The 17,808-nt window shown below is 56.6% G+C and carries 13 protein-coding genes; all 13 read left to right on the top strand.

Going from position 1 to position 17,808, the window contains the following annotated elements; genetic code table 11:
* The first annotated feature begins 1,334 nt into the window (after positions 1-1,334).
* The 13 genes from M6G53_RS16570 (at position 1,335) to cscK (ending at position 17,750) form a co-directional block, all read left to right on the top strand.
* Positions 1,335-2,630 (top strand): lysine N(6)-hydroxylase/L-ornithine N(5)-oxygenase family protein, encoded by a 1,296-nt coding sequence (locus M6G53_RS16570; protein ID WP_253333049.1) that lies wholly within the window; start codon positions 1,335-1,337, stop codon positions 2,628-2,630.
* A 51-nt stretch (positions 2,631-2,681) separates the two neighbouring features.
* Positions 2,682-3,566, top strand: a complete 885-nt coding sequence (locus tag M6G53_RS16575) for an ATP-grasp fold amidoligase family protein (RefSeq protein WP_253333051.1) — start codon at positions 2,682-2,684, stop codon at positions 3,564-3,566.
* A gap of 628 nt (positions 3,567-4,194) precedes the next feature.
* Positions 4,195-5,109, top strand: coding sequence for an alpha/beta hydrolase (locus tag M6G53_RS16580; protein WP_253333053.1), 915 nt, complete (start codon positions 4,195-4,197; stop codon positions 5,107-5,109).
* Positions 5,110-5,537: 428 nt separating this feature from the next.
* The gene (locus tag M6G53_RS16585) at positions 5,538-5,948 is read left to right on the top strand and encodes a GNAT family N-acetyltransferase (RefSeq protein ID WP_019453029.1); all 411 of its coding nucleotides are present in this window, start codon (positions 5,538-5,540) and stop codon (positions 5,946-5,948) included.
* 27 nt (positions 5,949-5,975) lie between these two features.
* The gene (locus M6G53_RS16590) at positions 5,976-6,665 is read left to right on the top strand and encodes a helix-turn-helix transcriptional regulator (protein ID WP_033636032.1); all 690 of its coding nucleotides are present in this window, start codon (positions 5,976-5,978) and stop codon (positions 6,663-6,665) included.
* A 20-nt stretch (positions 6,666-6,685) separates the two neighbouring features.
* Complete coding sequence (locus M6G53_RS16595) at positions 6,686-7,987, top strand: cytosine permease (protein WP_253333054.1); 1,302 nt, start codon at positions 6,686-6,688, stop codon at positions 7,985-7,987.
* Positions 7,988-8,519: 532 nt separating this feature from the next.
* Entirely contained in the window at positions 8,520-9,134 is a 615-nt protein-coding gene (locus M6G53_RS16600) for a helix-turn-helix domain-containing protein (protein ID WP_253333056.1), read from the top strand.
* On the top strand, positions 9,135-10,031 hold the full coding sequence (locus M6G53_RS16605) for a queuosine precursor transporter (RefSeq protein ID WP_004937338.1): 897 nt from the start codon (positions 9,135-9,137) through the stop codon (positions 10,029-10,031).
* Positions 10,009-10,848, top strand: coding sequence for an NADPH-dependent 7-cyano-7-deazaguanine reductase QueF (queF, locus tag M6G53_RS16610; protein ID WP_253333146.1), 840 nt, complete (start codon positions 10,009-10,011; stop codon positions 10,846-10,848). The genes M6G53_RS16605 and queF overlap by 23 nt, the downstream gene beginning before the upstream one ends.
* A 124-nt stretch (positions 10,849-10,972) precedes the next feature.
* Positions 10,973-13,120 (top strand): phosphocholine-specific phospholipase C, encoded by a 2,148-nt coding sequence (locus tag M6G53_RS16615; RefSeq protein ID WP_253333058.1) that lies wholly within the window; start codon positions 10,973-10,975, stop codon positions 13,118-13,120.
* Positions 13,121-13,206: 86 nt separating this feature from the next.
* Positions 13,207-14,343: an ABC transporter substrate-binding protein gene (locus M6G53_RS16620; RefSeq protein ID WP_253333060.1), complete on the top strand. Its 1,137-nt coding sequence runs from the start codon at positions 13,207-13,209 to the stop codon at positions 14,341-14,343.
* A 159-nt stretch (positions 14,344-14,502) separates the two neighbouring features.
* On the top strand, positions 14,503-16,626 hold the full coding sequence (locus M6G53_RS16625) for a TonB-dependent receptor family protein (protein ID WP_253333063.1): 2,124 nt from the start codon (positions 14,503-14,505) through the stop codon (positions 16,624-16,626).
* Between the two features lie 197 nt (positions 16,627-16,823).
* Positions 16,824-17,750, top strand: a complete 927-nt coding sequence (gene cscK / locus M6G53_RS16630) for a fructokinase (RefSeq protein ID WP_253333065.1) — start codon at positions 16,824-16,826, stop codon at positions 17,748-17,750.
* Positions 17,751-17,808 lie beyond the last annotated feature (58 nt).

The following is a 17,808-nucleotide window of genomic DNA, read 5'->3' on the forward strand; positions in this document are numbered from 1 at the left end:
GCTATATATTGAATTACTACAATAGCGTCAGACCACACCACTATAACGGAGGGCTGACGCCGGAAGAATCAGAGAACAGGTACCGTTCTTACTGTAAAACCGTGGCCAATATTACTTGACCACTACACTCTCCATCGAACTGCGTTCGATTATGAGGCCAAAAGCCTCACCCTGCGGGCCAGCGCTCAAAAAGTGGGGTATTCACGCATTATTTTGGAAATGCATTGCTCCTGCCCAGACCTAATTTATCGGCATTAGGTACCGTATTAATGACTCCCTTCATGCCAAAAAGTGTTAACAGAATGTCGTGAGCAAGCAAATCAAGACAATAAAATGAGTTATTTACAGATGGGTTGCCACGCTAATAATACAATTACAATATCGTGTATCCTAGTAATGAAGGTGTTACAGCACTTCCTAAATCACAAGAGATTTTAACGCACTCCACTTCATTCCTGCGATCCGGCAGGTGTTTCGCTCTACGTCGAATTAATCGAGGTATTCTTGTTGTCGCTGCGGGTTAACGTCCCCCAAACTGATTGCCGGGTAGTACTTGCTCACTTCGCCGTGGTGGCCAGAATCTTTCACCCCCGGCTCGAAAAATCTTCTTTTCCCACTGACCTTTCCCTGGCGTGAGTTAAACAAACGCTAAACCCCGGAGTTAACGCAAACAATCCGCGTTCGCCGGTTTACGCTACGGGGGTAAAATCTCACGGTGATAGGCGGTAACAAGGTTGAAAACAGTGCGGCCGGCCCGGCAAACGGGCTCAATACCCTCCCGCCAAAACCAAGATAACATATTGAATTAAATGATAAAAAAAACCAATCAATAAGCTGATTTCATAATTTCACTTTTCATTTCATATCTTCAAAAAGCACTCTGTTTCTAATATCACGTTATTTCACCTTCCCAGGACCTATTTTAGGGGTATTCTAAGCAGCGAATCGTTGATCTCAGGAACGTAAGAAGAGCGCTGGCCGGCGCAAACACGAAAACAGCCAATGAAAACCAAAGCGGTTTATTCCTATTCCAGCTTGCCGCTTTCATGGCGTGATGGATTCGGTTTTCCCGGACTTTTACTTAAGAGCGTTAATTAACAACACGCGCAAGCTTTCATAGGGACTTTCATGGAAAGAAATACCCCATAACATTTATCTTACGTATCATCGTATTTTAAACGGGCATTTGCTAATACGGTATTTTTGAACCACGCACCGTTTAATTATATGTAATCCGTGAAGCTTAATTATAAGAAAAAGGGAGCCTATTCACTTTGGCGCCCCCTCTGCGGTCATATTCCTGGGCATTATTCTCATTATACTGGAGCTTATTAATGAATCAGCGTTTGGATATCATCGGTATCGGCCTTGGCCCGTCCAACCTTAGCCTGGCGGCATTAGGAAGCGAAATAGAGGGATTTACGGGGAAATTCCTTGAGCGCAAACCTCATTTCTCCTGGCACCCCGGCATGATCCTGGCAGATTGCAGCATGCAGACCAACTTCTTAAAGGATCTGGTGAGCGCCGTCGCGCCAACCAACCCCTACAGTTTTCTCAACTATTTGGTAACGAATAGAAAATTCTACCGTTTCCTGACCACTGAACAGCGCACCGCATCGCGTGAAGAGTTCGCCGATTACCTTACCTGGGCTGCAAGCGGGATGGGCTCGCTGGCGTTCAATCAAGACGTCCAGCGGATCGAGTTCGACGATCGGCAGCGCCAGTTTGTGGTGACCACCTCAAATGAGGTGCTCCATGCCAAACACGTGAGCATCGGCATCGGCAAAAAGATAAAGCTGCCGGAGTGCGTGACGGCACAAAGCGATCGCTGTTTTCATGCCAGCGAAATGATGTTGCGCAACCCCGATCTGGCGGGCAAACGCGTGGCGATCGTCGGCGGCGGCCAGAGCGGCGCCGACCTGTTCCTGAATATTTTTAAAGGGGAATGGGGGCAACCGGCACAGCTCGACTGGATATCGCGCCGCAACAACTACAACGCGCTTGATGAGGCTGCCTTTGCCAACGAATATTTCACGCCCGATTACGTCGAGAGCTTTTACTCGCTGGATAGCGCGGCCAAGCGGCATATGCTGGCCGAACAGAAGATGACCTCAGACGGCATCACCAGTGAGTCGCTGCTGGCGATTTATCGCGCCATGTACCACCGCTTCGACGTCCTGCGCGAGAAATTATGGGTGCGCCTGCTGCCCAGCCGTTCGTTGACGGCAGTGAAACACACGCAGGATGACGCCTACCAACTCGAAACGCATCATCATCTCGATCACGGCGAAGAAACCTTCAAGGCGGACGTGGTGATCTTTGCCACCGGTTATCAATCTGCAACGCCGGAGTTCCTTGAACCTTTGGCCCACCGTTTGCTGACCACGGCGGACGGCGAATACCGCATCGCCCCGGACTTTACCTTTGAGTGGGAAGGCCCCGCGGAAAACTGCTTATTTGCCATGAACGCCAGTATGCATAATCACGGCATTGCCGATCCTCAGTTGAGCCTGATGGCGTGGCGATCGGCCCGCATTCTTAATCGGGCGTTAGACCACAAGCCCTTTGATCTGGGAACAACGCCGACGGCCATTCACTGGCGCAGTGAAAGCGTGCCATCCACGTTCTAAATAACAAGAACGTCTTAATCATTGTCACGATGCTTTGATGGAATTACGTATATGAAGAGACAAATCAATAAATTTATCATGAATCAGCTGGCCGTATTGGCCCCCGAATTCAAGGCCAGGTTGATCTACAAAAGGGCATTTGGCAAACCGCTGAACTTACGGGCACCGTCCACCTGGAATGAAAAGATCAATCACCTGAAGTTGAATGGCTACAGTCATAATGCGTTGGTGAAGCAGTGCGCCGATAAATATGCGGTAAGACAGTACATCAAAGATCAAGGGTGCGAAGAGATCCTGAATGAATTGTACTTCGCCTGTGATTCAGTCAACGACATTCCGTGGGACACATTGCCGGAGAAGTTTGTGATCAAAGGGAATCACGGCTCCGGATATAACCTGATTTGCCAGAATAAAAAATTGCTGAATATCAAGAATGCCACCCGATTGATCGACGGCTGGATGAAAGATGACTATTGGAAAACCTATGTAGAGCTCAACTACAAAGGGATACACAAAAAGATCATTGGGGAGAAGTATATCGAATCGGCCAATGGTCACGGGCCTGAAGACTATAAAATCTATTGTTTCCGCGGTGTGCCTTACTGCACGTTGCTGTGTGTCGGCAGAGAGACCGGGTCGCCGAAATACTACTTCTTTGACAAGGATTTCAAGTTCCTGTGCTACAGCGAGGATTGTCTGGCATTGAATCAGGAGGAGATCGACGCCTTCGAGAAGCCGGAAGGATACGATGAGCTGTTTGAATATGCCGCGCGCTTGTCGGCGCCCTTCGAGTTTGTCCGCGTTGATTTCTACATCTCTAAGGGCCAAATCATTTTTGGCGAATTGACCTTTACCCCCTCCGCCGGGCTGGATACGGATATTCTGCCGCCGACAGATATTTTGCTTGGCAAGATGTTGACGCTGCAACAGCACTGATTTGCACCTGCCACAGGGAAGATCGGCCAGCGCGCCTGAGGGGAAATACCGGCCGGCATTTTTTGCCGCACGCCAGTCGGTATTGCCCTGAGGGTTATCGGGCCGACGATCCCGCCTGTTCAGCCGCCGTAACAGCAAAGCGCCCTGCCTCCTGCCCCTGGCTACCCGCACCGGCCCCAAGAACACGACCTCAGCCAGTCTGCATAACCATTTGAAAAACAATGGTATTGAACGATTAATAAGAATCACTTACATGTTTATAATAAAATGTTCTATATGCATAGGAAGCTATAATATAAGATACCGGAAAGTTTCCCTGGTGTTGTTGTGTGTCTTTGCCCTATTTTATAGGGCTTTTTTTGTTAAACGTCGTTGATAAACGTATGTTTTCACCTATCCCCCCAGTTTTCGCCCGCAATAAAATCATAACCATTATTAATTAATTGTAATCCTTCTTATTTCTGACTTGCCAATAATAACAATGGGTTGCTATTCAGCCTGCGAAGCGAAGTGCGGCCCTCTCCAGGTTTCATCCCACTTCGCCGCTGGAATGCCCGCCCTAAGAGTTGGTTTTTTCCGGGCGCGTGCGGATGCTACTATCGGCCTTTTTCTGAAGGTGTTAATCCGCATGTTATTGTCTAACCAGCGTTTTATATCCGCACTTATCGCGCTCGCCATCGGCTTTGGGTTGCCGGGTTGCGCGCAGGCCAGGCCCGACCTGGAACGCAAGATCGGCACAACCGTTGCCGACAGCGATTCTGCGGATTACCGTTTCAGCGATCTGCGCTTTACCTCCGTCGATGGCCAACGGCATTACCGCGTTCGCATCGCCCAGCCGCGTCAGGCACCTGCACCTGACGGCTATCCAACGGTTTATTTCCTCGACGGCAATGCGGTGCTGATGGAGTTGAACGCCGCCTTACTGGCCAAATTGGCGGCGGCGAAGCGGCCGCCGGTGCTGGTGATGATCGGCTCCGATAACGATCTGCGCATCGATGCCGCCGGCCGCGCCTACGACTATACGCTCCCACTGCCGGCCGGCATGAAGAAGCCGCCGCGGGCCAGCGGCGGCGCGGATGCATTCTTGCAATTGATTGAAACTCGCATCAAACCGGCGATTGCCGCCAAACTGGCGGTCGATCCGCAGCGGCAAACGCTGTGGGGCCACTCCTACGGCGGGCTCTTTGTGCTGCACACGTTGTTCACCCATCCCACCGCTTTCCAGCGCTACATCGCCGTGGAGCCTTCGCTGTGGTGGGGCAATGGCCTGATCCTGCAAGAAGCGCAGCAGATGACGGAACGGCGTCCGGCGCCGGCGGCAAGGCTGCAATTGTGGGTTGGCCTGGCGGAACGCGATCGCGCGGCCCCGCCCGGTGTGAAGAGCCCGGCTCTGCCGGCGGATGCGACGCATCTATTGGCCGAACACCTGGCGCAGCTCGACGGCCTCACCGTCGGCTATCGGGAATGGCCCGCCTTGGGACACGGCGCCATGCTGGGTGCCGCCATCGAGCCGGCGCTGAGCAGCGTCGCGTCAGAGGACTAAATCAGCGGATCAGGGAGGGATCGGCCACATTTTCATCTGCGATTCATATCTTCTGATGAGAAGAGTGTTTAATATCTGAGACAGAGGGTAGGCGTCGTGGGATAGGATACGTCAAAAACAAAGTGGCTCCCCCGTCGGCAAGTGAGCTTGCTCTATCCGGTGGAGCCATACAGTACTGCAGTTTTCCCGGTGGGGCCCTGGTGAGGCGCAAGTAGGAAAAGATGGTGTAAGCAGGGCATTTCAGCGTTTGAATACCGCCTGTTCACTATTTTCTTCACCCTGTGACGGTCACTATAAGCGTCCTCTTACCCGGCGGAAAAGGGTGAAAACCACCCTTGAAATACATTAATGGAAGTGATATTAGAAGCGGTTAGGGCAAAAGCGCCTAATTCAGTTTTGAATAATTAAATCAGGGAATTATATTAAAAATGAATATTAATATCACCGACAAACCCAACCCGCAGGATGAAGAGTTCGTTATCGACAGCCTTTGGGCGCACAACCACAAAACCCAGCCCGTAGACATTCACCCACTGTTCCTGACCGTCACCGACGACAACCAGCAGATCGTCGGCGGTTTAGTGGCGCGCACCTGGTGGGGCGGCCTGGAAGTGCAGTATCTGTGGGTCGGCGATCAATGTCGCAAAAGCGGCTATGGCCGTCAGCTGATGCAGTTGGCCGAGGAAGAAGCCCGCAAGCGCGGTTGCCACATGGCTTATGTCGATACCTTCGATTTCCAGGCCCGAGGCTTCTACGAAAAACTGGGCTACCGGGTCTACGGCGAACTGGGCGACTACGCGCATCGCCACACTCGCCATTACCTGGCTAAAAGCCTGTAACGCGGCCTGAGCGGCGCAGAGGTAGGTATGGGTTCATCGCATAAAAATAATGAATCTTATTTTAAGGGGCTCATCACCATGATGGAGCACCTGAGCGAGCCCTGGGGCATCAAGGACCAGCTGTCCCGCCACCTCTACATGAATCGTGCCGCTTATCTCTATACCAATACGCCGCTGAACTTCGACGTCGCCGGCAAATATGACCATGAATTCCCCGCCGACTGGGCCGACTCCGCCGCCGACTTTATCGAGCATGACAAGATGACCGAAGCGGCGCGCGATCGGGTCACGGTCATAGAGACGCACTACTGGTACGGCAAAGACAGCCTGACGCCGTTTATCAGCGAAAAGCTGCCGGTGTACAACGATGACAAACAGGTGATTGGCGTGATCTGGAACGCCAAGCCGATGAACAGCCTGTCGCCGCTGAAATACATCAATCAGCAAAAGCCCAGCGTCTTGACCACCGAAGTCAACAACGAGCTGTTCACCCGGGCCGAACTTGATGTTATTTTCCTTATGCTGCAGCGATTTACGGTGAAAGAGATCGCCAAAATCTATAACGTCAGCAATAAGACCATCGAAAACCGCATTTATAACATTTACCAGAAGGCCAACGTGCATACTCAGCAGCAATTTGAGGAGTATTGCAAATACGCCAATCTGGATAACTACATTCCCGATCGCCTGATAACCAAAGGCATTCAGTTTATTTGAACCGCAAGGAAGATCTCACCGTGATAAAGATCGAAGATTATCCGCTCACCCGCGTGCCGCAGGATAAAAGAGTTTCGTTTTTAAGCGTGGCCATCGTGCATATGGGCATGCTGACCGCGCTGGACCAGTTCATGCTCGGCGCCGTGCTCGGCAACTCCATGACGCTGATTGACGCCTTCACCGCCATTTTCGTCGGCAGCCTGATCTTCGGCGTGGTGACCTACGGCCTCGGGCTGGCGGGCATGCGCGAAGGGATTTCCGGCAGCCTGCTGGCGCGCTGGTGCGGCTTCGGCCGTCTGGGCTCGGTGCTGATAGGTGTGGTAGTGGCCGTCAGCCTGCTGGGTTGGTTCGGCATTCAGAATGCCATTTTCGCCAAGTCGCTCGACTTCGCACTCGGCAATAAGCTGGGCTTTGGCCTGGCCGCCGGGCTCTCTGGCACGCTGTTGACCATCCTGGTGGCGTTCGGCTTCAAGGCGCTGCGCATCGCCGCCCGCATCGCGGTGCCGATGTTCATCATGCTGGTGGCCTATATTTCGGTAACCGCGCTTTCCGGCCATAACCTGCAGGAGATCATCCAGCTGGTGCCGCCGGGTGAACCGCTGACCATCAGCGCCGGCATCACCATCGTCGTCGGCGGCGCCATCGTGGCCAGCCTGATGACGCCCGATCTGACCCGCTACTCCAAAAACGGCAAGCACGTGCTCGGCGTCACGCTCTTCACCATCATCGCCGGCGAGTTCGTGGTGAACGGCCTGGCGATCCTGATCGCCAAAACCCTGGGCACCGCGGATGTAGTCACCATCATGTCGCAAGCGGCCGGCGGCGCCGGTTTGCTGGTGGTGGTGTTCTCCACCCTGCGCGTCAACGATCTCAACCTGTATTCCTCTTCGCTGGGCATCGTCAACGCGGTGGAAGGCATCACCGGCAAAAGGCTGAAGTACACCTATACCACGCTGGTGATCGGCATTCTGGGCACTACGCTGTCGGTACTGGGCATTCTCGATCGCTTCGTCGACTTCCTGACGGTGCTTGGCGTGGTCTTCCCGCCGATTATCGGCATCATGCTGGTGGACTATTACCTGCTGCGCAGCCACCGCAAAATCCTGGACGAGAGCCGCCGTACGGGCCAGCTGCCGAACGAAACGCCGACCATCGGCTGGGCGGCGATCGCCGCCAGCATCGCCGGCGGCGCCGTTGGCCTGGCGACCGAATGGGGCGTGCCGACCATCAACTCTCTGGTGGCCGCCAGCCTGCTGTATTGGGTGCTCAAACTGGCCTTCAGCCGGGCGCAAAAACCGCTGGCCTCGCAGAAGTCGCTCTGATTTTTCGCGCATGCGTTAATGCACTCCTCCGGTGACGGGGGAGTGTTTTATGCTCGAGAAAGATGGGTGTAACGTAAAAGACTGGGCCGATCGCGTGGACAAACGGCCATGGTGGTTAGGGTCCCTGGTGTCGGTAGCAAGCTATCCATTATGCTCAGAGTGCGGCAACGGCCCCTCTGAGTTTTTTATTATAAAAGTCGTTGGCTTCAGTGTTTTGCTCGTAAAGAAAAACTTCAGCTTGCATGAACAGTAGCTCATGAAATCGGCTTTGGTCAACATAAAAGTACACATAAAACCGGCTTTTGTGTTCACTTTTCCATAAGCAAAAGCTAATCAATTGATTTACACAGTTTTATCATCCCCGCAGATACGCCTGGCTTCCCTCGCTAACATCACTGAGCTAAAAGGCTGACAAGAAACAATAATTACCACCAATAATCAGCCTGTTACCTACCCGCCAGCGCCTTTTTGTCTGGACAACGCCAACGCGTAAGATATAGTGAAGCCTGCGTAATGTTTGTAAGGACAGCCGATGAAAACCACCAACGCACAACGCAAAATCAACATCATTAAAAATATTGAATATCTGATGCGTACCCGCGGTGAAACCAAGGCTTCCTTTTCCAACCGCAGCGGCCTGACGCGCACTACCCTCTACAAAATTCTTGACGGAAGAGTGAACAACGTTCAGCAATCCACCGTGAACCGGATTTCCGATTTCTTCGGTGTCTCCTGTGAAGAGATAGAAGACTACGATCTGGAAAAACTGGAGCTGCTCAACGAAACGCTGTCCACCGAAGGCAACAAGAACCCTTCCGCCATCCCGGTGATCCCGCAGTCGCGCTATCTGGCCGTCTCGCAACGCAAGATAGGGCAGTTGGTCACCGAGTTTCCTTTGACGTATTTCTTCGGCGACGAGTCGAACATGTTGGCAATGAAAATAGAGACCGAAATTAAAGGGTCATTTATCCCCGGCGAAGTCATTATCATCAAACGTCCGCCGGTACTGATTTGCGATTCGCCTTTGCTGTATCACTCGGGAAAAAGCGGCTTCTTTGTGGTTAACGACAAAGACAGCGAAAGCATGGACAAACTCCCCCAGGACAGCGTGCAATTCCTGGGTTATATCGTTGGAGAAAGGCTATAAATGGAACCGAATCAGAAGTTCAAGCTGTTGGGCTTTACCCGGCATGGCACCATCGCGGCCAATGTCATGGTATTGGCCACCGGCAAAACCATTACCATGGGGCTGAATGAGCTGGCCGACAGCGAAATATCAGAAGATCTGAGCCGGCACGAGCTGCAGGCGCTATACCGCAAACTCTATGGCGACAACCAGCAAAAAACCGCCTACGAGCTCAGCGATCGCCACGAACGCTCCTGGTATGCCTATTTGATCATCACCGTGGCACTCAGCGTGATTTATATCTTCTCAACGTTGTGCGGCGTCAAACCGATCCAAATCCCGGTGCTGAACCTCATCACCCCGCCGGCGATCTTCATCTACCCGCTCACGTTCATTCTGGTGGACATTCTCAACGAATTTTATGGATTACGGCTGGCCCGGCGCACGATTATCATCTCGTTTATCGCCAACCTGACCTTCGTGTTGGGGGTCTGGGTGACGACGCTGGTGCCGAGCATTCCACAGTGGGAGTACAGCGAGACCTATAACGGCATCGTGCACAGCATCATGGCGGTGCTGGTGGCCTCTTCCGCCGCCTATCTGATCTCCGAGAACGTCAACTCCTATCTGCTGTGTAAAATCAAAGAGTTGACCAACTCCCGTTACCTGTTCGTGCGCGTGATCACCAGTACCGTAGTGGCTTCGGCCATCGACAGCGTGGTGTTCTGTACGCTGGCGTTCTACAACGTGCTGAGCTGGGACATCATCAAGACCATGATCCTGTCGCAGTTCCTGATCAAAGTGGTTTACGCCCTGCTGGGCGTCGGGCCGATCTACGCCACCCGCAGTCTGTTTAACCGTTACATCAATACCGAACAAGCAAAGGGCAATGAATATGCATATCCAAAAGCAAGATAAGATCACCCATCTTGGCGCCAACTCCGATTATCCGGATCAATATGCTCCCGCATTGCTCGAAGCCTTGCCGCGTGCGCGCGGCCGCGATCTGATCGGCGTAGACGAGCGGCAGCTGCCGTTCAGCGGCTTTGATCTGTGGACCGCTTTCGAGCTGTCCTGGCTCAACGCCAAAGGCAAGCCGGTGGTAGGCATCGGCGAATTTACCTTCCCACACTCCTCGTCGAACCTGATCGAATCCAAGTCGTTCAAGCTGTATCTCAACAGCTTCAACCAAACGCGCTTCGACAGCGTGGAGCAGGTGAGCGCAGCCATGCAAAAGGATCTGTCGCAGGCAGCCAACGGCCAGGTCATCGTCAGGCTCTATCCGGGGCTGGAAGGCTACCCGGCGCAGATCGATAGCCTGCCGGGCATCAATATCGACGATTTGGATATCGCGGTTGACGACTTCGCCTTCAAACCTGAATACCTGAGCGGCGCGGCCGAGAGAGGGGAAGCGGTGGCGGAGACGCTGTCTTCCAATCTGCTGAAATCCAACTGCCTGGTCACCAACCAGCCGGACTGGGGCAGCGTCGTGATCCGTTATGAAGGGCGCAAAATCGATCGTGAAAGCCTGCTGCGCTATCTGATCTCCTTCCGCCAGCACAACGAATTCCACGAGCAGTGCGTCGAGCGCATTTTCAACGACATCAAGCAGAGCTGCCGCCCGGAAAAACTCAGCGTGTTCGCGCGCTACACCCGCCGCGGCGGCCTGGATATCAACCCCTTCCGCAGCGATTTCGAAACGGCGCCGGCGCTCGGTCGCCTGATCAGACAGTAAGCGTTATCCCCGCAATGCTCCCGCCTGGGAGCATTGTTTCCCGCGCGTTCATCTCGCTGTTATTTTTCGCCATTATCGTCGTCAGCGGCTATCTTCAAAGCACACTGACGGAGATTAACGACGCATGCCTGACCTTTCACGCAGAGACATCCTGCGGGCTGCCGCCATCGGATCGGCTTTCTCGCTGTTGCCCGCTTCGATTCGCAAAGCGCTGGCCATTCCCGCCAACAACCGCACCGGCACCCTGCGCGACGTCGAACACGTGGTGATCCTGATGCAGGAGAACCGCTCTTTCGACCACTACTTCGGCACCCTGCCGGGCGTGCGCGGCTTCAGCGATCGCTTTACCATTCCACTGCCCGGCGATCGCCACGTCTGGCAGCAACAGGGCACCGACCGGCTGGTGCTGCCCTACCACCTGGACAGCAAACGCGGCAACGCCCAGCGCGTGACCGGCACGCCGCACTCGTGGGTGGATGAACAAGCCGCCTGGGATCACGGCCGCATGAGCGCCTGGCCCACCTACAAAACGCCGGCCTCGATGGGCTACTACCGTCAGCATGAGCTGCCGTTCCAGTTCGCGCTGGCCAACGCCTTTACCCTGTGCGACGCCTATCACTGCGCTATTCACGCCGGCACCAACACCAACCGGCTGTTCCACTGGACCGGCACCAACGGTCCGTCGGCCGCCGACGTGGCGGTGGTGGTCAACGAATGGGACAGCCCCGGCCCGGCGGACATTGGCTACCAGTGGACCACCTATCCGGAACGGCTGGAGGCGAGCGGCGTCAGTTGGAAGGTGTATCAATTCCTGCCGGACAACTTTACCGACAACCCGCTGGCGGGCTTTCGCCAATACCGCGCCGCCAGCATTCAGGTGGGCAACCCGGCGCGGCCGCCGAAAGACTTCAACGCCTTCGTGCCCTATCGCGATGAACTCAACGCAAGCGCGCCGCTGTACAAGGGCAACGGCAACACCCTGCCGGCCGCCGACGGCAACGATCTGGGCGCCATGCTGGCCGGGTTCCGCGCCGACGTGCAGCAGGGCAAACTGCCGCAGGTCAGCTGGATCATCGCGCCAGCGGCCTATTCGGAGCATCCCGATCCTTCCAGCCCGGTGCAGGGCGGCTGGTTTACGCAAGAGATCCTCAACGCGCTGACCGACAGCCCGGCGGTGTGGAGCAAAACCGTCCTGCTGGTCAACTACGACGAAAACGACGGCTTTTTCGATCATATGCCCTCGCCTTCCGCGCCGTCGCTGCGAGAAGACGGCAGCTTCGCCGGCAAATCGACGGTGCCGTTCGACAGCGAGATCTTCCAGCACGTGGCGCCGCCCGGCTCACAGGATCAACCGCCGCCGGACGGCCGCATCTACGGCCCCGGCCCGCGGGTGCCGATGCTGGTGCTGTCGCCCTGGAGCCGCGGCGGCTGGGTCAACTCACAGGTCTTCGACCACACCTCGGTGCTGCAATTTCTGGAAAAACGTTTTCAGGTGCATGAGCCCAACATCAGCGCCTGGCGCCGCGCGGTGTGCGGCGATCTCACTTCGGCGTTCAACTTTGTCGACCCTAACGGCGAAGCGCTGCCGAGCCTGCCCGCCACCAGCCGCCGCGCTGCCGACGGCCTGCGTCAACGTCAGGAACAGCTGCCGCAGGTGCCGCTGCCCCCACCCACCCACCAGCGGTTGCCACACCAGCGCCGGCTGGCGCGCCCTTCCCGCGCGCTGCCCTACCAGCTGCACGTCGAGGCCACCGTTGCGGCCGAGCAGCGTCGCGTGACGCTGAACCTGCTCAATACCGGCGAGCAGGGCGCGGTGTTTCACGTTTACGACCGGCGGGACCTGACGCAGATCCCGCGCCGCTTTACCGTCGAGGCCGGTAAAGCGGTCAGCGACGACTGGCAAACGGACGATGAGTACCATCTGTGGTTGCTCGGCCCCAACGGCTTTCATCGAGAACTGCGCGGCGCGCTGAGCCGGCCGCAGCCGGAGGTGCGTTTGCGCCCCACGGGCCGCAGCCTGCAGCTGCAACTGAATAACCCGAGCGCCGCAGCGATAGCGGTCACTCTCGAACGCTGCCCCTACACGCGGCAAGGCCCGTGGCACATCACGCTGCCGGCGGGCGGCAGCCGCCAGCAAACGTTTGACGCCCGCGCCAGCGGCGGCTGGTACGATCTGACGCTACACAGCCCGGGAGGTTGGCTGCGCCGTCTGGCGGGGCGGCTTGAGGACGGCGAACACAGCGTCAGCGATCCGTTGATGGGCCAGGCATAACCTATCGGCGGCAAAGAGGTTCAAAAAGCGGAAGGATATCGCTTATCATTACGCCCTTGTCCCGAGTCGACTTTTCAAGGATCTCCATGTCCGCTGTTCTTATCGCCAAAGCCGGCCGCTGGCTGGCCACCTGTGTTTTGCTGTTGGCCGGCGCCGCCCAGGCCGCACCGATCGTCGTCACCGATGTCGCCGGCCGCCAGGTCACGCTGCCGCAACCGGCCAAGCGAGTGATCCTGGCGGATGCTCGCGCGCTGCTCGCGCTGAATATTCTGCATCCGCAGGAGCCGCTGAAAAACATCATCGCCTGGGACAACTCGCTGAAGGTCAAAGCGCCGGATCTGGTGGAGGCCTACGCGAAAAAATTCCCGCAGGTGATGCAAATCCCCACCTTCGACAATCCTTACACCAGCGATTTCAGCGTGGAAAGCGCGGTGGTACGCCAACCGGACCTGATCATTTTCGATATCGGTCTGCTGAGTAAGCTAAAGGACAGCGGCGTGTTAACCCAGTTGGAAAAAGTCGGCATCCCAGTGCTGATCATCGATTTCCGCCAGCAACCGCTGACCAACACCGTCGTCAGCATGCAGCTGCTGGGCAAAGTGTTCGACGAGCAGCCTAACGCCGACGCCTTTATCCAGCTCTATCAGCAACGCCTCAACCTGGTGCGCCAACGGATCGCCACGCTGAAACCGGCGCAGCGCCCCAGCGTGTTCATCGAACGCAGCGCCGGCATTAAAGGCGAACAATGCTGCAACACCTTCGGCAAAGGCAGCTTCGGGCAGTTCATCGAGACCGCCGGCGGCAACAATATCGGCAGCAAACTGTTTTCAGACATGGGCGGCGAAGTGAACGTTGAACAGGTGATCGGCAGCAACCCGGATTTTTATCTGCTGACCGGGGCCGACTGGAGCCGCGGGCATCGCGGGACGCTGGCGGTGCCGCTGGGCTACTCCGCCGACATGGCCACCAGCCAAAAGAAGCTGGCGCATCTGCTGAACCGCACCGGTATTAACGTGCTCACGGCGGTGAAAGAAAAACGCGTGATGGCGATTTATCATCAATTTTACGACACGCCGCTCAACTTTATCGCGGTTGAGGCCCTCGCCAAGTTCCTGCACCCGGCGCTGTTTAAAGATATTGATCCGCAAGCGGATATTGAAATGGTACACCAGAAATTCACCGCACTGGATTACAGCGGCGTCTTCTGGCTCACGCCGCAGTAATCCCCGACAGGGCCCGCCAGCCGGGCCTTGTTCCCTGCCCCTTTCTTTTAGTTACCCGCTTAACTATCCCGTAACAAGGTTATTTACTTACTAATAATTATCACTAAGATTGTCATTTCAAAAAAACACATCCGGGTTTCAAATTTCTAAGGCATTATTATGTCATCTCTTTTTCGGCTTTCCCTGCTGGCGGTCTCCGTCGCGGTCGCTTTTCCCGTCCTTGCTACTGATAACTCATCTCAAAACGATACCGATACCGTGACCGTCGTCGGCAACTGGCTGGACAACCCCGACACCAGCTCGGTGCTGCTCAACCATCCCGGGGCGCGTTCCATCGTCACCCAACAGCAGATGCATGAACAGGGCAACCAAACCCTCGCCGACAGCCTGCGCGGCGTGCCCGGCGTGCAGGTGCGCGACAGCAACGGCACCGGCGGCAGCGACATTTCGCTCAACGTCGGCGTGCGCGGCCTGACCTCGCGACTTTCTCCGCGCTCCACCATCCTGATGGACGGCGTCCCGCTGGCGGTCGCGCCTTACGGTCAGCCCCAGCTGTCGATGGCGCCGCTGTCGATCGGTAATCTGCAATCGGTGGACGTGGTGCGCGGCGGCGGCGCAGTGCGCTACGGGCCACAAAACGTCGGCGGCGTGATCAACTTCGTTACCCGCGACATTCCCAAAACGTTTGGCGGCACCGCCGGCGTGCAAACCCAGGGCGCCAGCCACGGCGGCCTGAAGACCCTGACCAGCGCCTCGGTGGGCGGCACCGCCGATAACGGCTTCGGCGCCGAGCTGCTCTACTCCGGCCTGCACGGTCAGGGCTACCGCGACAACAACGACAACACCGACATCGACGATTTCATGCTGAAAACGCGTTATGCGTTTACCGATCGCGACGAGCTGCTGGCCAATTTCCACTACTACGACGCCAAAGCCGGCATGCCGGGCGGGCTGAGCACCGCGCAGTACGCGCAGAACCCGTTCCAGTCCACGCGGCCGTGGGACCAGTTCGAAGGCCGCCGCAAGGATATGTCGTTCAAGTACAAACATCAGCAAGACGACAAGCAGTTCGAAGTGTTGACCTACTTCACCGACAGCTACCGCGGCAGCAACATCGAATCGGAAGGCACCGACAAAAACGCCGGTCAGCGGCGCATGGTCTCCTACCCGCGCCACTATTCAACCTGGGCGATCGAACCCAGCTATTCGCAGCTCTTCCGTTTCTGGGATATGGCGCACGAGATCACCCTCGGCTACCGCTACCTGAATGAAACCATGGATGAAAAGGCCTCGCGTTCGGCCTGGTATAACCCGGCGAATATCGGCGCCACGCCGGATACCCCGGACTATTACCAGCATACCTCCGGCGGCACCGCGGCCAACGCGTTCTATATCGACGACACCATTAACGTCGGCAACTGGACGGTCACGCCGGGCCTGCGTTATGAAAGCATCCGCACCCACGTGGACGATTCGTTCAACAACATCAGCCGCGAGAAAAGCTACAGCGAACCGCTGCCGTCATTGAACGTGATGTACCACCTGTCCGACGCCTGGAAGCTGTTCGCCAACGCCAACACCTCGTTCGGCAGCATGCAGTATTTCCAGCTGACCAAAGGCGGCAACGGCAACCAGCCGGCGCCGGGGCTGACGGCGGAAAAAGCACACACCTATGAGTTCGGTACCCGCTACGACGACACCGTCGTCAAGGCCGAAGCCACGCTGTTCTATATCGATTTCGACAACCAGTTGCAGTACATCAGCAACGACGTGGGCTGGACCAACATGGGCGCCACCAAGCACAAAGGCATCGAGCTGGCGTTCAGCTACGATCTCAGCGAGCTGAATCATGCGCTCGACGGCGCCAGCGTCTACACCAGCTATACCTACACCAAGGCCAGCACCGACAAAGGCGACTTCGCCGGCAAAGACCTGCCGTTCTACTCGCGCCAGGTATATACCGTCGGCACCCGCTATGCCACCGGCAGCTGGGTGTGGAATCTGGACGGCTATGCGCAGTCCAAACAGCATTCGCCGGGCACCGGGCCGGACTACATCACGCAGGAAAGCGCCGATGGCCAATTCGGCGATATCGCCGGTTACATGGTGTGGAATATGCGCGGGGAATATAACTTTGGGCCGCAGCTGTCGAACCTGACGCTGGGTGCCGGGGTGAAAAACCTGTTCGATCAGCGCTACTTCACCCGCTCCAACGACAATAACTTCGGCAAGTACGTCGGCGAACCGCGCACCTTCTTCGTGCAGGGTTCCGTCGCCTTCTGACGCTCCAGCGCCCACCACAGGCGCTTCGCTCATCAAACCGCCCGACCGAATCGCGGGCGGTTTTCCCGCATCTTGCCCATCCTGTTTTTGATCTTCCCCCACTGGCTAAACAGCTTGGAGTATTATTTTATTGCCTTGCTAAACCGGTTCTTCTATTTTAGCTACCCATCTGACAAGGACAAAAACAGGGATTAAGCATGATGAATCGCGTATGGGGGCTGGGCGACGCCGTGATCGACCTGGTGCCGGAAAATGCCAACGGTTATCTCAAATGCCCCGGCGGCGCGCCGGCTAACGTGGCGGTGGGTATCGCCCGGCTCGGCGGCGACAGCGCTTTTATCGGGCGGGTGGGGCAAGACAGCTTCGGCGCCTTTTTGCAGCAGGTGCTGAGCGACGAAGGGGTGGATATCGGCCATATGCGGCCGGATCCGGAACACCACACCTCCACGGTGGTCGTGGATCTCGATCTGCTGGGTGAGCGCTCATTCACGTTTATGGTGCAGCCCAGCGCCGATCTGTTTTTGCAACCCGACGATTTGCCGGCTTTCCAACAGGGTGAATGGCTGCACCTCTGCTCCATCGCGCTTTCGCAGGAGCCCAGCCGCAGCGCGGCCTTTGCGGCGATGGAACGCATTCGGGCGGCCGGTGGCCGGGTCAGTTTTGATCCCAACATCCGCGAAGAGGTCTGGCGCCAGCCGGAAGCGCTGCGCCCTTGCCTGCAAAAGGCACTGCGGCTGGCGGACGTGGTGAAACTGTCGCGCGAAGAGCTGGCTTTCATCAGCCATCTTGACGATCTGGAGAACGCCATTCGCTGGATGATGCAAACCTACCCGCTGCGCCTGCTGCTGGTGACGCTGGGCGGCGACGGCGTCTGCATACACGATGGGCATCGTCTGCGCCATTTCCGCGCGCCGCCTGTGGTGCCGGTCGATACCACCGGCGCCGGCGACGCTTTCGTCGCCGGGCTGTTAGCGGCGCTGGCGCGCCTTCACGAATTACCGCAGGAAGCGCAATGGCCGACGGTTATCGCCCAGGCGCAGGCCTGCGGCGCAATGGCCACCACCGCCAAAGGCGCGATGACCGCCCTGCCCCACGCCGACGAGCTGGCGGCTTTCCTGCGTTGATCCTCTGCATCCACGGCGATCCTCAGGCTCGCCGTGGTCTTTTGCCCACGATTTGCGC

This window comes from Serratia nevei, from assembly GCF_024160145.1.
GTDB classification, from domain to species: domain Bacteria; phylum Pseudomonadota; class Gammaproteobacteria; order Enterobacterales; family Enterobacteriaceae; genus Serratia; species Serratia nevei_A.